Origin of the sequence: Streptomyces sp. NPDC057877, from assembly GCF_042796855.1 — a bacterium.
Taxonomy (GTDB): Bacteria; Actinomycetota; Actinomycetes; order Streptomycetales; family Streptomycetaceae; genus Streptomyces.
In genome coordinates, this window is record NZ_JBHVMS010000005.1 from 468,581 (window position 1) to 480,752 (window position 12,172).

Below are 12,172 nucleotides of genomic sequence, written 5' to 3' on the forward strand. Positions count from 1 at the left end.
TCGTGTCCGCAATCGCACCCGACGGACGCAAGATGCTGCGCCTGGAGGTCCGCAACAGCCAGACCCCCATCGAGCGCAAGCCCGAGTGGATCAAGACCCGGGCGAAAATGGGCCCCGAATACACCCAGATGCAGAACCTCGTCAAAAGCGAGGGCCTGCACACCGTCTGCCAGGAAGCCGGCTGCCCCAACATCTACGAGTGCTGGGAGGACCGCGAGGCCACGTTCCTCATCGGCGGCGACCAGTGCACCCGGCGCTGTGACTTCTGCCAGATCGACACCGGCAAGCCCGAGGCCCTCGACCGTGACGAGCCCCGCCGCGTCGGCGAGTCCGTGGTCACCATGGACCTGAACTACGCCACCATCACCGGCGTCGCCCGCGACGACCTGGAGGACGGCGGCGCCTGGCTGTACGCCGAGACGGTCCGCCAGATCCACCAGCAGACCGCCGGACGCGAGGGCGGCCGGACCAAGGTCGAGCTGCTGGCCCCCGACTTTAACGCGGTCCCCGAGCTGCTGGCCGAGGTCTTCGCCTCCCGCCCGGAGGTCTTCGCGCACAACGTCGAGACGGTCCCGAGGATCTTCAAGCGCATCCGCCCCGGCTTCCGCTACGACCGCTCGCTGCAGGTCCTCACCGACGCCCGCGACTACGGCCTGGTCACCAAGTCGAACCTGATCCTCGGCATGGGCGAGACGCGTGAGGAGATCAGCGAGGCGCTGCGCCAGCTGCACGAGGCGGGCTGCGAGCTGATCACCATCACGCAGTACCTGCGCCCCTCCGTGCGCCACCACCCGGTGGAGCGCTGGGTCAAGCCGCAGGAGTTCGTGGAGCTGAAGGAGGAGGCCGAGCAGATCGGCTTCTCCGGCGTGATGTCCGGCCCGCTGGTCCGCTCCTCCTACCGCGCCGGCCGCCTGTACCAGATGGCGGTCGAGAAGCGCGGCGAGTACATCGCGGCCCAGGCGGTCTGACGCTCCGTCACCACCCGCACGGACCAACGGCATACGACAAGCGTGTGAATTCGCGCACAAGAAGCTACCTGCAAGTAGCGGCCGATACGACGCGGTCCTGACCGTCCTCGCAGTTGAGGACGCCCGTCAGGGCCGCGTCGGCGTTTCCACCCGTCCCGCCAGGCCTTCATGGGCGTTTGACCGGTCAGTCACGCCCTGGTAACACCGAACAGTGACCCTGGCCTCACGCCATGTGCACCACTACCCAGAGCCCGACCGAGGGGGACCCCCATCATGCAGGCCGCGCCCGTCCGAGCCACCGCGATCCCGTCGCTCACCGAGGCACTGCGCGCCGTCGAGTCGCTGCTCATGAGCGGCGGCCAGCGCACCGCCCGCCGCAACGCGTGGGCCTCCGTCCTGGAGGACCGCCGCCGGGCCAAGGACCGCATCGAGGCCGAGCGCGTCCTCGCCCAGGCCCTCACCACCCGCTCCTCCTGACCGTCCCCGCCACCCCTTCCGCCCCCTCGCCGGACACCGCCGTCGTCGGCGCTGCCGGGGCCACGTAGACTTCGAGGCATGGCGAGGAAGGAAACCGCAGCGGACGCTGCGAACCCCGGGCGACTGAAGCAGATCGCTCTGACCTACAAGATGACCCGCAAGGCCGACAAGAAGATCGGTCTTGTACTCGCGGCTGTCGGAATCGTCACCTTCGGTGTCTTCCTCGCGATCGGCTTCTTGATCGGGCACCCCATCTATCTCGGCATCCTGGGCCTGCTGCTCGCCTTCCTCGCGACGGCGATCGTCTTCGGGCGCCGGGCCGAGCGGGCGGCCTTCGGGCAGATGGAGGGCCAGCCGGGCGCCGCAGCGGCCGTGCTGGACAACATCGGCCGGGGCTGGACCACGACCCCCGCGGTGGCGATGAACCGCAGCCAGGACGTGGTGCACCGGGCCGTCGGCAAGCCCGGCATCGTGCTGGTCGCCGAGGGCAACCCGAACCGGGTCAAGAGCCTGCTGGCCGCCGAGAAGAAGAAGATGAACCGCATCGTCGCGGACGTCCCGGTGCACGACCTGATCGTGGGCAACGGCGAGGGCATGGTCGAGCTGAAGAAGCTGCGCACCACCATGGTGAAGCTGCCCCGCGTCCTCAGCGGCCCGCAGATCACCGCCACCAACGACCGGCTGCGCGCGCTGGGCGACCTGATGAGCAACATGCCGCTGCCCAAGGGTCCGATGCCCAAGGGCATGCGGATGCCGAGGGGCGGCCCGAAGCCTCGCTGACCCCCGCACGACGGATACGACGATGGGGGCGCCCGGATCACACCGGGCGCCCCCATCGTCGTATCCGCGCACCGGGTCTCAGATCCGCACCTCGACCGTGCGGGCCAGCCGGTCGTGGAGGCCGCGGCCGTCGCGGTCCCAGATCAGGGCGGGGACGGCGAGGCAGAGCAGGGCCGAGCGCAGCACGGCGGGCAGCGGGCGCACCAGGCCGGTGTCGAGGGAGACCACGCGCAGGCCGAGCAGCCGCTTGCCGGGGGTGGAGCCGATGGTGCCGACGGTGAGGGTGCTCAGCACGAAGAAGATCAGCAGGGCCCAGTTGCCGGTCGCCTGTCGATAGCCGTCCGTGATCAGGCCGTATGCGATCAAGAGGCACAGGCCCCAGTCGACGGCGAGGGCCGTGAGGCGCCGCCCCGGCCCCGCGATGGACCCCGGTCCGGTCTCCGGCAGACCCAACTGCTCACCCCGGTACCCGAAGTCGGCACCGGCCTCCTCCAGGGCCGCGCGGGGCCCGGAGAGCCACGATCCGATTGCTCGCCTCTTGTCCACCCGTACAAGGTACCGACCGCGCATTCGAGAGGACCACGGCGGGGTGTTCCGGAGCTACGGTGGAAGCAGCCCGGTTAACTTGTGCGAAACAAATGGGTCACGCCCGAGAAATCACGCGTCCCTAGGGTCGAGGTCAGCGTGTGCCACCGCACTGGCCGCACAACGAACTACCACCCCGGCGGGACGGTCGGGAGTAGGAGGAGCTGGATGTTCCAGAACGCCGACGAGGCCAAGAAGTTCATCGCGGACGAGGACGTCAAGTTCATCGACGTCCGCTTCTGCGACCTCCCGGGCGTCATGCAGCACTTCACGGTGCCCGCTGAGGCGTTCGACCCGACCGAGGAACTGGCCTTCGACGGCTCCTCGATCCGGGGCTTCCAGGCCATTCACGAGTCCGACATGGCGCTCCGCGCCGACCTGTCCACCGCCCGCGTCGACCCGTTCCGCCGGGACAAGACGCTGAACGTGAACTTCTTCATCCACGACCCGATCACCGGCGAGCAGTACAGCCGTGACCCGCGCAACGTGGCGAAGAAGGCCGAGGCGTACCTGGCGTCGACGGGCATCGCCGACACGGCGTACTTCGGCCCGGAGGCGGAGTTCTACGTCTTCGACAGCGTGCGCTTCGCCACCTCGTCGAACGAGTCCTTCTACCACATCGACTCCGAGGCGGGCGCCTGGAACACCGGCGCGCTGGAGGACAACCGCGGCTACAAGGTCCGCTACAAGGGCGGCTACTTCCCGGTCCCGCCGGTCGACCACTTCGCCGACCTGCGCGCCGAGATCTCCCTGGAGCTGGAGCGGTCCGGCCTGAAGGTCGAGCGCCAGCACCACGAGGTGGGCACCGCCGGTCAGGCCGAGATCAACTACAAGTTCAACACGCTGCTCGCCGCCGCCGACGACCTCCAGCTGTTCAAGTACATCGTGAAGAACGTCGCCTGGCGCAACGGCAAGACCGCGACCTTCATGCCGAAGCCGATCTTCGGTGACAACGGCTCGGGCATGCACGTCCACCAGTCGCTGTGGAGCAACGGCGACCCGCTGTTCTACGACGAGCAGGGCTACGCCGGTCTGTCGGACACCGCCCGCTTCTACATCGGCGGCATCCTCAAGCACGCCCCGTCGCTGCTGGCCTTCACCAACCCGACGGTGAACTCCTACCACCGCCTGGTCCCCGGCTTCGAGGCCCCGGTGAACCTGGTCTACTCGCAGCGCAACCGCTCCGCCGCGATGCGCATCCCGATCACGGGCTCCAACCCGAAGGCCAAGCGCGTCGAGTTCCGCGCGCCCGACTCCTCCGGCAACCCGTACCTGGCCTTCTCCGCCCTCCTCCTCGCGGGCCTGGACGGCATCAAGAACAAGATCGAGCCCGCCGAGCCGATCGACAAGGACCTCTACGAGCTGGCCCCCGAGGAGCACGCGGGCGTCCCGCAGGTCCCGACCTCCCTCCCGGCGGTCCTGGACTCCCTCGAGGCCGACCACGAGTTCCTGCTCCAGGGCGATGTCTTCACCCCGGACCTGATCGAGACCTGGATCGACTACAAGCGCACCAACGAGATCGCGCCGCTCCAGCTGCGTCCGCACCCGCACGAGTTCGAGCTGTACTTCGACGTGTGATCGACACCCACCGTGAGGGGCGTCACCCGGATCCCGGGTGGCGCCCCTCGGGCGTTTTCGGGCGGCGCCTCCCGCAAACCACGCGGACGAGGGATCCTGTAGGTGAACGATGAATCGTCGAGAGAGGCGAACGGGGATGACCGAGCAGGGCGACTCCGAACGGGAGTTCGACATCAAGTGGGCCGACGAGGCCGAACACAAGGAACCCTCGGCACGGGCCCGCATGCTCGCCGAACGCTGGAAGCACGAACCACCGGGCCCCGTCCCGTTCCGCCCGGAGCCGGAGGGGCGCGGACGCGTCCGCGGGCGTACCCGCGGGCGTACCCGCGGGCGAATACGGCGGGAGAGGTCGCCGTGGATGTCGGTCGCGCTCGTCTTCGGGATCATGGCGGCGGTGATCCTGCTGCTGGGGTACGCCGACTTCCGGGGGTGATTGCCGCGACTGAGGTGTCCTGCCGGGCCTAGCATTCCGGAAACGGCTGGTCAGGGCGCCGAAGCGGTCGCGCCGAGCGAGCCGACGGCGTAGTGCTGTGGCCGCTGCTCGGCCAGCCGCAGGGTGGGGCGCCGGAGGGACGCGGGCGCTGTCGCGGGAGGTGCCAGGCAGGCGTAGGCGGGGGCGGGCGTTTTGCGCCCTTTGGTTCGGGCTGGTGCACACTGGCAGTGGAGTGCGCGTGTATGTCCAGGACTGCGGGGTGGTGCACCATGCACAGCCGCTTCCGGAGTGATCGGCGGCTGACGGCGCGGATGTCGGTCACGCTGTTTCTGCTCGGGTTGTTGTACGTGGCGTTCATCGCCGCGTTGATCGTGCTGCTGAAGTCGTGGGTGCTGGTGGTGGTGATCGCGGCCGGGCTGCTGGGGGCGCAGTACTGGTTCTCGGACCGGATCGCGTTGTATGCGATGCGCGGGCGGGTCGTGGAGCGGGAGGAGTATCCCGAGCTGCATGCCGTGGTGGACCGGCTGAGTGCGATGGCGGACATGCCGAAGCCGGTGGTCGCCGTCTCCAACATGGACATGCCGAACGCCTTCGCGACCGGGCGGAACGCCGATCACGCGGTGGTCTGTGTGACGGACGGGCTGATGCGGCGGTTGGACCCCGCGGAGCTGGAGGGCGTGCTGGCGCACGAGCTGTCGCATGTGGCGCACAAGGACGTGGCCGTGATCACGATCGCCTCCTTCCTCGGGGTGATCGCCGGGCTGATCGTCCGGTTCGCCTTCTACTCGCAGCTGTTCGGCGGGGGGCGGCGGGACCAGAACACCGCCGTCGTCTTCATGGCCGTGATGGGCGTCTCCGCGGCCGTCTACGCGATCAGCTTCCTGCTGATCCGGGCCCTGTCCCGGTACCGGGAGCTGGCGGCGGACCGGGCGGCGGCCCAGCTCACCGGTCGGCCCTCGGCGCTGGCCGCCGCGCTGACCAAGGTCACCGGGGACATCGCCAGGATCCCGACGAGGGACCTGCGCACCGCGCAGGCCTTCAACGCCTTCTACTTCACCCCCGCCCTGGGCCGCGAGCCCAGCATCGCCCGGCTGCTCTCCACCCATCCGAGCCTGGAGCAGCGGCTCGAGCAGCTCGGGCGGATGTCGGCGGAGCTGGGTGAGGGGACGGGCAGGTGACATGGGGCGGCTGATGGACATCCTGCTGGGCCGCACCAAGCCGGTCGCGCCCGATCTCGACCAGTTGTTCGCGCTCCCGTCGGCGGCCATCACCCTCCAGGCCGCCGCGTCCTTCACCCCGACCGGCCACGGCGCGGTGTGCTTCGCCACCGTCGAGGGCGGCGCCTTCGACCAGCTCCACCGCGAGGTGCGGGCCCTGCTCGACGCGGACGCCGACCGCCGGGGCGCACCCGTGCGACTGGAGCGGGACGACTACGGCTACTCCTGGCTGGTCTCCCGCCGCTCCCCCGACGAGCTGCCCCAGCTCGTCACCGATCTGCACGCCGTGAACAGCTCCATGGAGATCAACGGCTTCGGCCCGCAGCTGCTGTGCTCCCTCGCGGGCTTCCGGGACGAGGGCGGGCGGCCCCTCGCGCTCGTCTATCTCTACAAGCGGGGCACCTTCTACCCGTTCGCGCCGCTGCCCGGCGGCTCCGGACAGCGGCGCGACAACGCGCTGGAGCTGCAGATCAAGGCCGTCCTGGCGAACGACCTGCGCATCGAACAGGACCTGGGCCGCTGGTTCCCCCTCTGGGGCGCCCCCGGTCTGTGACTCAGCGACCGCTGCGCTCCCTGCGGTACCGCCGCTCCCACTGCGCCTGCTGGTCCCGGCGCTTGCGGTACGCCTTGTACGTCGCGGGCGCCGCACCGGCACCGGGAGCGGTGCTGCCGGTGCTGCCGGTGGTGCCCCGCCCGTACTTCACGTACAGGTAGAGCAGCGCGACCGCGGCGAGCCAGTAGGTGTGGTTACCGAATCCCAGGACGACCAGGACGGCCGTCCCGGAAAGCACGACTGCGTTCATGGCTGGCCTCCCTCGGACGTGCGTTGGGGTGGTTGACACCATGAGCGTAGCGCCGGGCCGGTGGGGGGACGCATCCGGTTTTTCCGCTGTGCGGGACGGCCAACGCCGGGTGCCCGCGTGCGCGGCGGGCACCCGGCGTCTCCCCCTCAGCGGCTGTAGCGGATCAGTGCGCGCACCATGTGGCAGGTGGTGTCCGACGGCGGATGCACGCCGATCAGTTCCGCGGTGCTCCGTATCGTCTCGTTGCGGGCCTGGTTCGGTACGTACACGCCCGAGTCGAGCAGGGCGATCGCCAGGCGCATGGCCTTGAGGCGGCGGTTGTGCGTGATGTACCACTCGCGCGGTCGGCCCGGCGGCAGTGGGTGCTTCTCCACGGGTGCGTACGGCAGGTCGAGCAGGACGGGACGCCCCGCGGTGGACTGGGTGGGCAGCGCCTTCGACTTGAGTGCGGCAGCGGGCACAGGCGACCTCCTGTCGCGGTCAGAGCCCCACCGGGACAGTTCCGGTGGAACTCTCGAACACTGCTTACAGTTTACCGCCCACCACTGACAATCAACCGTGCCTGACTCGGCATCAACATCGCAGGTAGACAGGTGGATCAGGGGTGTTTCGGGGCGGGCTCCTGAGGCCGGTGGGGGACTTCGGAGAAATCGAACAGAGCTGCCTCTGCCGTCAGTCGGCCAGCACCTTCGCCTCCACCTCCGGGTCCAGTCCCAGCCGTGGCCGGTCCGGGCGCTGCGGGGCCGTGCCGCCGATGCTCCGCAGCCAGGTCCAGGTGTCGGCGACGGTCTCCGTCACCGGGCGGCAGCGCAGTCCCGACGCGAGGGCGCGGGAGACGTCCGCGTTGTGCACGGCGGCGTGCAGTTCGCTCGCCGGGGGCACCCACACCGGCAGCTGCGTCCAGGGCTCGATGCCCGCCGCCAGTACCGCGTCGGGGTCCGTCCAGCGCAGGTCGGCCGAGCCGCCGGTGACCTCCGCGCAGGCCTCCAGCAGTCCGGCCGTGGTGGTGTGACCGGGCGCGCTGACCAGGTTGTACGGGCCGCTCAGTCCCGCCGCCACCGCGTCCAGGGTCCATGCGGCCAGGTCGCGGACATCGACGTACTGGAGCGGCAGGTCACGCGGGCCGGGGGCGAGGACGGGGCCGCCGCGGGCCATCCGGCCGAGCCACCACGGCAGTCGGCCCACGTTCTCGTACGGCCCGAGGATCAGTCCGCAGCGCACGAGCAGCGAGCGGTCCGTGCCGAAGGCGTCCAGGGTGGCCAGCTCGCCGCCCCGCTTGTCGCGCGCGTAGTCGGTGGCGTCGGCGTCCGGGGAGGCGCCGTCGACCAGGGGCGCGTCCTCGGTGAATCCGGCGGACGGCGGCCAGGCGTACACCGAGCAGCTCGACACGTAGGCGTACCGGCCCACCCGGTCCCGCAGCAGCCGTGCCGCGTCCCGGACCGCGCGGGGCGCCGCCGACCAGGTGTCGACCACGGCGTCCCAGGTGCCGCCCTCGGCGAGGGCGGTGAGTCCGTCGGGGTCGGTGCGGTCGCCGTGCAGCGACCGCGCTCCGGCGGGGGGTTCGTGCCGTCCCCGGTGGAAGACGGTCACCTCCCAGCCGCGTTCCAGGGCCGCGTCCACCACGGCCCGCCCCACGAACTCCGTACCACCCAGCGTCAGAAGCCTCATGCCGGTGACTCTGCCCGGTGGCCGGACGGGGCGGTAGCCCTGTATGCCGTCAGCAGAGGCCCCGGCCCGCCTCAACCCACCAGGCGCTTGCGCCACTCCAGCGGGGTGACCGTGATCGCCTGACCCGGGCTGCCGTCCCAGCGCGTCGACAGCCCCACCGCGCCGAGCGAGGCCACGACCTCCCGGCCGACGGCCGCGGTCGTCTCCTCGGAGTCGTCGAAGCCGCCGTAGTAGAGCGTGAGGCCGTGTCCGGCCGCCACGTGTTCCGAGGCCTGGGTGGGGAAGAAGACGAAGCCGCGCGCCCCTTCGCGCTCCGCGCCTATCTCCGCCAGGCCGCAGCCGCGGCAGCAGGTGAAGTTCTCCCGGGCCGTGACGCCGCTCGCGTCCAGCGCGGCGAAGGCGCGCATGAGCCGCTCCGGGTCGGTCTCGCCCTCCCACGCGCGCTGTTCGGCGACTCTCTCCAGCCACAGCCGGTCCACGAGCTGCCAGGCCTGGTCCCGGGACACCGGCCGCCGCTCCCCGTCGGCCAGGTGGTCCTCGGCGGCCTCGGCCAGTTGCTTGCGCGTGCCGTACCCGCAGCGCAGCAGCTCCCGCACCCGGGTCTCGACCTTCTCGCGCACCTCGTCCGGCAGCTCGGGCACCTCCTCGCGGGGGCCCACCTCGACCGGCTCCCACGCGACGCCCGCGTCCCAGCCGTCCGTCTGCCGTGCCCAGCCGGTGACGAGGTCGGCCACCCGGCGCGGATCCGTGAGGTTCGTACCGAAGAACTCCCGCGCGCCTCTTCGGTGCTCGAGCCGGTAGTCCCCGCCCGTCTCGTGCCACACCTGGGCGAAGACGTCCGGGAGGTCCGGCACCCGCTGCACGACCAGCCAGCGGTCGCCGTCCGCCCCGATCCGCTCCACCAGCTCCCGCAACCCCGCCGCGGAGAGCCGCAGATGTGTCTGCCAGTTCTCCGTCTCGACCTTGATGTCCAGTCCCCCGTCGGTCTCCATGCCGTCCACCATGCCACGCGCCACTGACAACGAAGGGCGCCCGCCGAATCGGCGGGCGCCCTGCGGGGGAAGCTGGCGGATCAGACCTGACCGGCCTTCTCCAGCGCCGAGCAGCAGGTGTCGACGAGGAGGCGGGTGACCACGTAAGGGTCGACGTTGGCGTTGGGGCGGCGGTCCTCGATGTAGCCCTTGCCGTCCTTCTCGACCTGCCACGGGATGCGCACCGAGGCGCCGCGGTCGGAGACGCCGTAGGAGTACTTGTCCCACGGGGCGGTCTCGTGCAGGCCGGTGAGGCGGTCGTCGATGCCCGCGCCGTAGTTCTTGACGTGGTCGAGCGGCTTGGAGCCCTCACCGAGCGACTCGCAGGCGGTGATGATCGCGTCGTAGCCCTCGCGCATCGCCTTGGTGGAGAAGTTGGTGTGCGCGCCCGCGCCGTTCCAGTCGCCCTTGACCGGCTTGGGGTCGAGGGTGGCGGAGACGCCGAAGTCCTCGGCGGTGCGGTAGAGCAGCCAGCGGGCCACCCACAGCTGGTCGGAGACCTCCAGCGGGGCCAGCGGGCCGACCTGGAACTCCCACTGGCCGGGCATGACCTCGGCGTTGATGCCGGAGATGCCCAGGCCCGCCTTCAGGCAGTTCTCCAGGTGCGCCTCGACGACGTCGCGGCCGAAGATCTCGTCGGCGCCGACACCGCAGTAGTAGCCGCCCTGCGGGGCCGGGAAGCCGCCCTCGGGGAAGCCCAGCGGGCGCGAGCCGTCGAAGAAGGTGTACTCCTGCTCGATGCCGAAGATCGGCTCCTGGGCGGCGAACTTCTCGGCGACCTCGGTGAGCGCGGCGCGCGTGTTGGAGGAGTGCGGGGTCATGTCCGTGTTGAGGACCTCGCACAGGACCAGGATGTCGTCGCCGCCGCGGATCGGGTCGGGGCAGGAGAAGACCGGCTTGAGCACACAGTCCGAGGCGTGGCCCTCGGCCTGGTTGGTGGAGGACCCGTCGAAGCCCCAGATCGGCAGCTCCGCGCCCTTGGCGTCATCGGCCAGGATCTTCGTCTTGGAACGGAGCTTGGCCGTCGGCTCGGTGCCGTCGATCCAGATGTACTCAGCCTTGAAGGTCACGGGCCACTTCCTTCGGGGGTGGGTCTGGGCGCGCTTGCGGGTGCTGCGGCGCTGCGGCACTGAGGCGCCGCGCTCATGTGCCCGGCAGCCTGTCAACAGGCGATTTCCCGATCATTGCCCGTTTGTGAACCCCGTGTTACCTGGTGGTGGTGTGGCCGGGCTCACGCCGTGAGGCCGGGCCGAGTGCGCGACCCCCAGGCGGCGACCGCCGCTCGCGCTCCCCCGGACCCGGCCGTACGACGGCTCGTATGCGATGGGTGTACGGCGCCGTGGAGGGGGCACCGGCGAGGTGACGCCCCCCGACGCCACCTCGCCGGATTCCTCAGCCCACCTTCTCGATGACCGCCCGGCGGATCAGGAACTTGCCGGGCTCGCGGACCTGCTCGAAGGCGGCGTTGTTCAGCAGGACGCAGCTGCCGGAGACCGAGGTGACCTCCACGGTCGTGGACTTGTCGTTGTCCAGGTTGGTCACCTTCAGCTTCGTACCGGCCGGGAACTGGTTGCTGGACGCGGCCGGGGCGCCGTCCTCGCCGGAGAGGGTGACGGTGGAGCCGTTGCACACCTGCTCCCCGGAGGCGACGGCACCGCCCCCGCCCGCGGCGGGCTGGGACGGCTGCGCGGGCTGGGAAGGCTGCGCGGGCTGGGAAGGCTGCGCGGGCTGCGACGGCTGCGCGGGCTGCTCCTGAGGGTCCTGAGCCGACCCCCCGATCGCCTCGCCGACCTCGCACCCGGACGCCTCCTGCTGGAGCCGGATCTGGGCGATGACCGCCTCACGGTTGGCGATCCGCGCCTCCGACTGGGCGTCGGGCGCGGCCCGCTGGCCCTCGATGAAGCGCTGGTTGTTGCCGAGGGCGGTGGCGAGCCCCTGGCAGACGGTCGAGTCCGCGGCGGACTGGGCGGCGTTCGAGGTGCTCGCCATGACGAAGGCGCCACCTCCCGCCACCGACGCAGCGCTCACCAGCAGCGCGATCTTCTTCTTCGTACCGAGCGTTCGCCTACGCGACATGCGCGCCTCCTGAAGAGGTCGGGGAGCGTACGCCGCTAGGTACGAGATATCGAACGAGGTCACTCAGCGGTCACGGAGGAGACCCGAGTGACCTGGGTCACCCCCGGGACAGCGCGTCCCGTACGGCCTCGTCCGTCCGCGCCACCACCGCCGTACCGTCGTCCGCGGTGATGATCGGCCGCTGGATCAGCTTCGGGTGCTCCGCGAGCGCCGCGATCCACCGCCCCCGCGCGCCCGGCTCCCGGGGCCACTCCCTGACCCCCAGTTCCCTGGCGACGGCCTCCTGGGTGCGGGTGATGTCCCACGGCTCGAGGCCCAGGCGGTCGAGCACGTCCCTGATCTCGTCCTCGCTCGGTACGTCCTCCAGATAGCGGCGGACGGTGTACTCGGCCCCCTCGGCGTCGAGCAGTCCGACGGCGGCGCGGCACTTGGAACAGGCCGGGTTGATCCAGATCTCCATGCCGGTCACGGTACGGCGTGAGCGGCCCGCCGATCCCGTCCGCGCCCCGCCACCCGCCGCACCGGATCAACAACTGCCGGTGCTCGAAAGGCAGTT

Annotated in this window: 15 protein-coding genes; 7 read left to right on the plus strand and 8 right to left on the minus strand. The window is 70.7% G+C overall.

The genetic code is table 11. The annotated features are described in order from the left end of the window. Positions 1-2 precede the first annotated feature (2 nt). The 3 genes from lipA (at position 3) to ACFVQG_RS17175 (ending at position 2,225) form a co-directional block, all read left to right on the plus strand. The gene (gene lipA / locus ACFVQG_RS17165; RefSeq protein WP_383382977.1) at positions 3-968 is read left to right on the plus strand and encodes a lipoyl synthase; all 966 of its coding nucleotides are present in this window, start codon (positions 3-5) and stop codon (positions 966-968) included. Between the two features lie 273 nt (positions 969-1,241). Then, complete coding sequence (locus ACFVQG_RS17170; RefSeq protein ID WP_383382978.1) at positions 1,242-1,445, plus strand: hypothetical protein; 204 nt, start codon at positions 1,242-1,244, stop codon at positions 1,443-1,445. A gap of 78 nt (positions 1,446-1,523) precedes the next feature. Beyond that, a complete protein-coding gene (locus ACFVQG_RS17175) occupies positions 1,524-2,225 on the plus strand; it encodes a DUF4191 domain-containing protein (protein ID WP_383382981.1) in 702 nt (233 codons plus the stop codon). Positions 2,226-2,303: 78 nt separating this feature from the next. On the opposite strand, the gene ACFVQG_RS17180 is transcribed toward ACFVQG_RS17175, so the two are convergent. Next, entirely contained in the window at positions 2,304-2,771 is a 468-nt protein-coding gene (locus ACFVQG_RS17180; RefSeq protein ID WP_383382984.1) for an RDD family protein, read from the minus strand. 207 nt (positions 2,772-2,978) lie between these two features. On the opposite strand from ACFVQG_RS17180, the gene glnA reads away from it, so the two are divergent. The 4 genes from glnA (at position 2,979) to ACFVQG_RS17200 (ending at position 6,591) form a co-directional block, all read left to right on the plus strand. Beyond that, positions 2,979-4,388 carry a type I glutamate--ammonia ligase gene (gene glnA / locus ACFVQG_RS17185; RefSeq protein ID WP_383382988.1) on the plus strand — a complete coding sequence of 470 codons (1,410 nt, stop codon included), beginning with the start codon at positions 2,979-2,981 and terminating at the stop codon, positions 4,386-4,388. 136 nt (positions 4,389-4,524) lie between these two features. Continuing rightward, positions 4,525-4,821: a hypothetical protein gene (locus ACFVQG_RS17190; protein ID WP_383382991.1), complete on the plus strand. Its 297-nt coding sequence runs from the start codon at positions 4,525-4,527 to the stop codon at positions 4,819-4,821. A gap of 269 nt (positions 4,822-5,090) precedes the next feature. Beyond that, on the plus strand, positions 5,091-5,999 hold the full coding sequence (htpX, locus tag ACFVQG_RS17195) for a zinc metalloprotease HtpX (RefSeq protein WP_383382994.1): 909 nt from the start codon (positions 5,091-5,093) through the stop codon (positions 5,997-5,999). Position 6,000: 1 nt separating this feature from the next. Then, positions 6,001-6,591: a hypothetical protein gene (locus tag ACFVQG_RS17200; RefSeq protein ID WP_383382997.1), complete on the plus strand. Its 591-nt coding sequence runs from the start codon at positions 6,001-6,003 to the stop codon at positions 6,589-6,591. A gap of 1 nt (position 6,592) precedes the next feature. Here the strand turns inward: ACFVQG_RS17200 and ACFVQG_RS17205 are convergent, their stop codons facing one another. From ACFVQG_RS17205 to ACFVQG_RS17235, 7 genes are all read right to left on the minus strand, one after another. Beyond that, complete coding sequence (locus ACFVQG_RS17205; RefSeq protein ID WP_383383000.1) at positions 6,593-6,841, minus strand: hypothetical protein; 249 nt, start codon at positions 6,839-6,841, stop codon at positions 6,593-6,595. A 146-nt stretch (positions 6,842-6,987) separates the two neighbouring features. Next, on the minus strand, positions 6,988-7,302 hold the full coding sequence (locus tag ACFVQG_RS17210; protein WP_383383003.1) for a hypothetical protein: 315 nt from the start codon (positions 7,300-7,302) through the stop codon (positions 6,988-6,990). 211 nt (positions 7,303-7,513) lie between these two features. Continuing rightward, positions 7,514-8,509 (minus strand): SDR family oxidoreductase, encoded by a 996-nt coding sequence (locus ACFVQG_RS17215; protein WP_383383005.1) that lies wholly within the window; start codon positions 8,507-8,509, stop codon positions 7,514-7,516. A 71-nt stretch (positions 8,510-8,580) separates the two neighbouring features. Continuing rightward, positions 8,581-9,501 (minus strand): DUF6891 domain-containing protein, encoded by a 921-nt coding sequence (locus tag ACFVQG_RS17220; RefSeq protein ID WP_383383008.1) that lies wholly within the window; start codon positions 9,499-9,501, stop codon positions 8,581-8,583. A gap of 80 nt (positions 9,502-9,581) precedes the next feature. Next, positions 9,582-10,610, minus strand: coding sequence for a glutamine synthetase (gene glnII / locus ACFVQG_RS17225; RefSeq protein ID WP_383383012.1), 1,029 nt, complete (start codon positions 10,608-10,610; stop codon positions 9,582-9,584). Positions 10,611-10,932: 322 nt separating this feature from the next. Continuing rightward, positions 10,933-11,616, minus strand: a complete 684-nt coding sequence (locus ACFVQG_RS17230) for a hypothetical protein (RefSeq protein ID WP_383383015.1) — start codon at positions 11,614-11,616, stop codon at positions 10,933-10,935. Positions 11,617-11,713: 97 nt separating this feature from the next. Further along, positions 11,714-12,076 carry an ArsC/Spx/MgsR family protein gene (locus ACFVQG_RS17235; RefSeq protein ID WP_383383019.1) on the minus strand — a complete coding sequence of 121 codons (363 nt, stop codon included), beginning with the start codon at positions 12,074-12,076 and terminating at the stop codon, positions 11,714-11,716. Positions 12,077-12,172 lie beyond the last annotated feature (96 nt).

Coding starts and splice junctions, on each gene's coding strand:
- ACFVQG_RS17215 (WP_383383005.1), bottom strand. CDS start 8,509: ATGAGGCTTCTGACGCTGGGTGGTACGGAGTTCGTGGGGCGGGCCGTG.
- htpX (WP_383382994.1), top strand. CDS start 5,091: ATGCACAGCCGCTTCCGGAGTGATCGGCGGCTGACGGCGCGGATGTCG.
- glnA (WP_383382988.1), top strand. CDS start 2,979: ATGTTCCAGAACGCCGACGAGGCCAAGAAGTTCATCGCGGACGAGGAC.
- ACFVQG_RS17170 (WP_383382978.1), top strand. CDS start 1,242: ATGCAGGCCGCGCCCGTCCGAGCCACCGCGATCCCGTCGCTCACCGAG.
- ACFVQG_RS17190 (WP_383382991.1), top strand. CDS start 4,525: ATGACCGAGCAGGGCGACTCCGAACGGGAGTTCGACATCAAGTGGGCC.
- ACFVQG_RS17235 (WP_383383019.1), bottom strand. CDS start 12,076: ATGGAGATCTGGATCAACCCGGCCTGTTCCAAGTGCCGCGCCGCCGTC.
- ACFVQG_RS17205 (WP_383383000.1), bottom strand. CDS start 6,841: ATGAACGCAGTCGTGCTTTCCGGGACGGCCGTCCTGGTCGTCCTGGGA.
- ACFVQG_RS17175 (WP_383382981.1), top strand. CDS start 1,524: ATGGCGAGGAAGGAAACCGCAGCGGACGCTGCGAACCCCGGGCGACTG.
- ACFVQG_RS17200 (WP_383382997.1), top strand. CDS start 6,001: ATGGGGCGGCTGATGGACATCCTGCTGGGCCGCACCAAGCCGGTCGCG.
- ACFVQG_RS17220 (WP_383383008.1), bottom strand. CDS start 9,501: ATGGAGACCGACGGGGGACTGGACATCAAGGTCGAGACGGAGAACTGG.
- ACFVQG_RS17230 (WP_383383015.1), bottom strand. CDS start 11,616: ATGTCGCGTAGGCGAACGCTCGGTACGAAGAAGAAGATCGCGCTGCTG.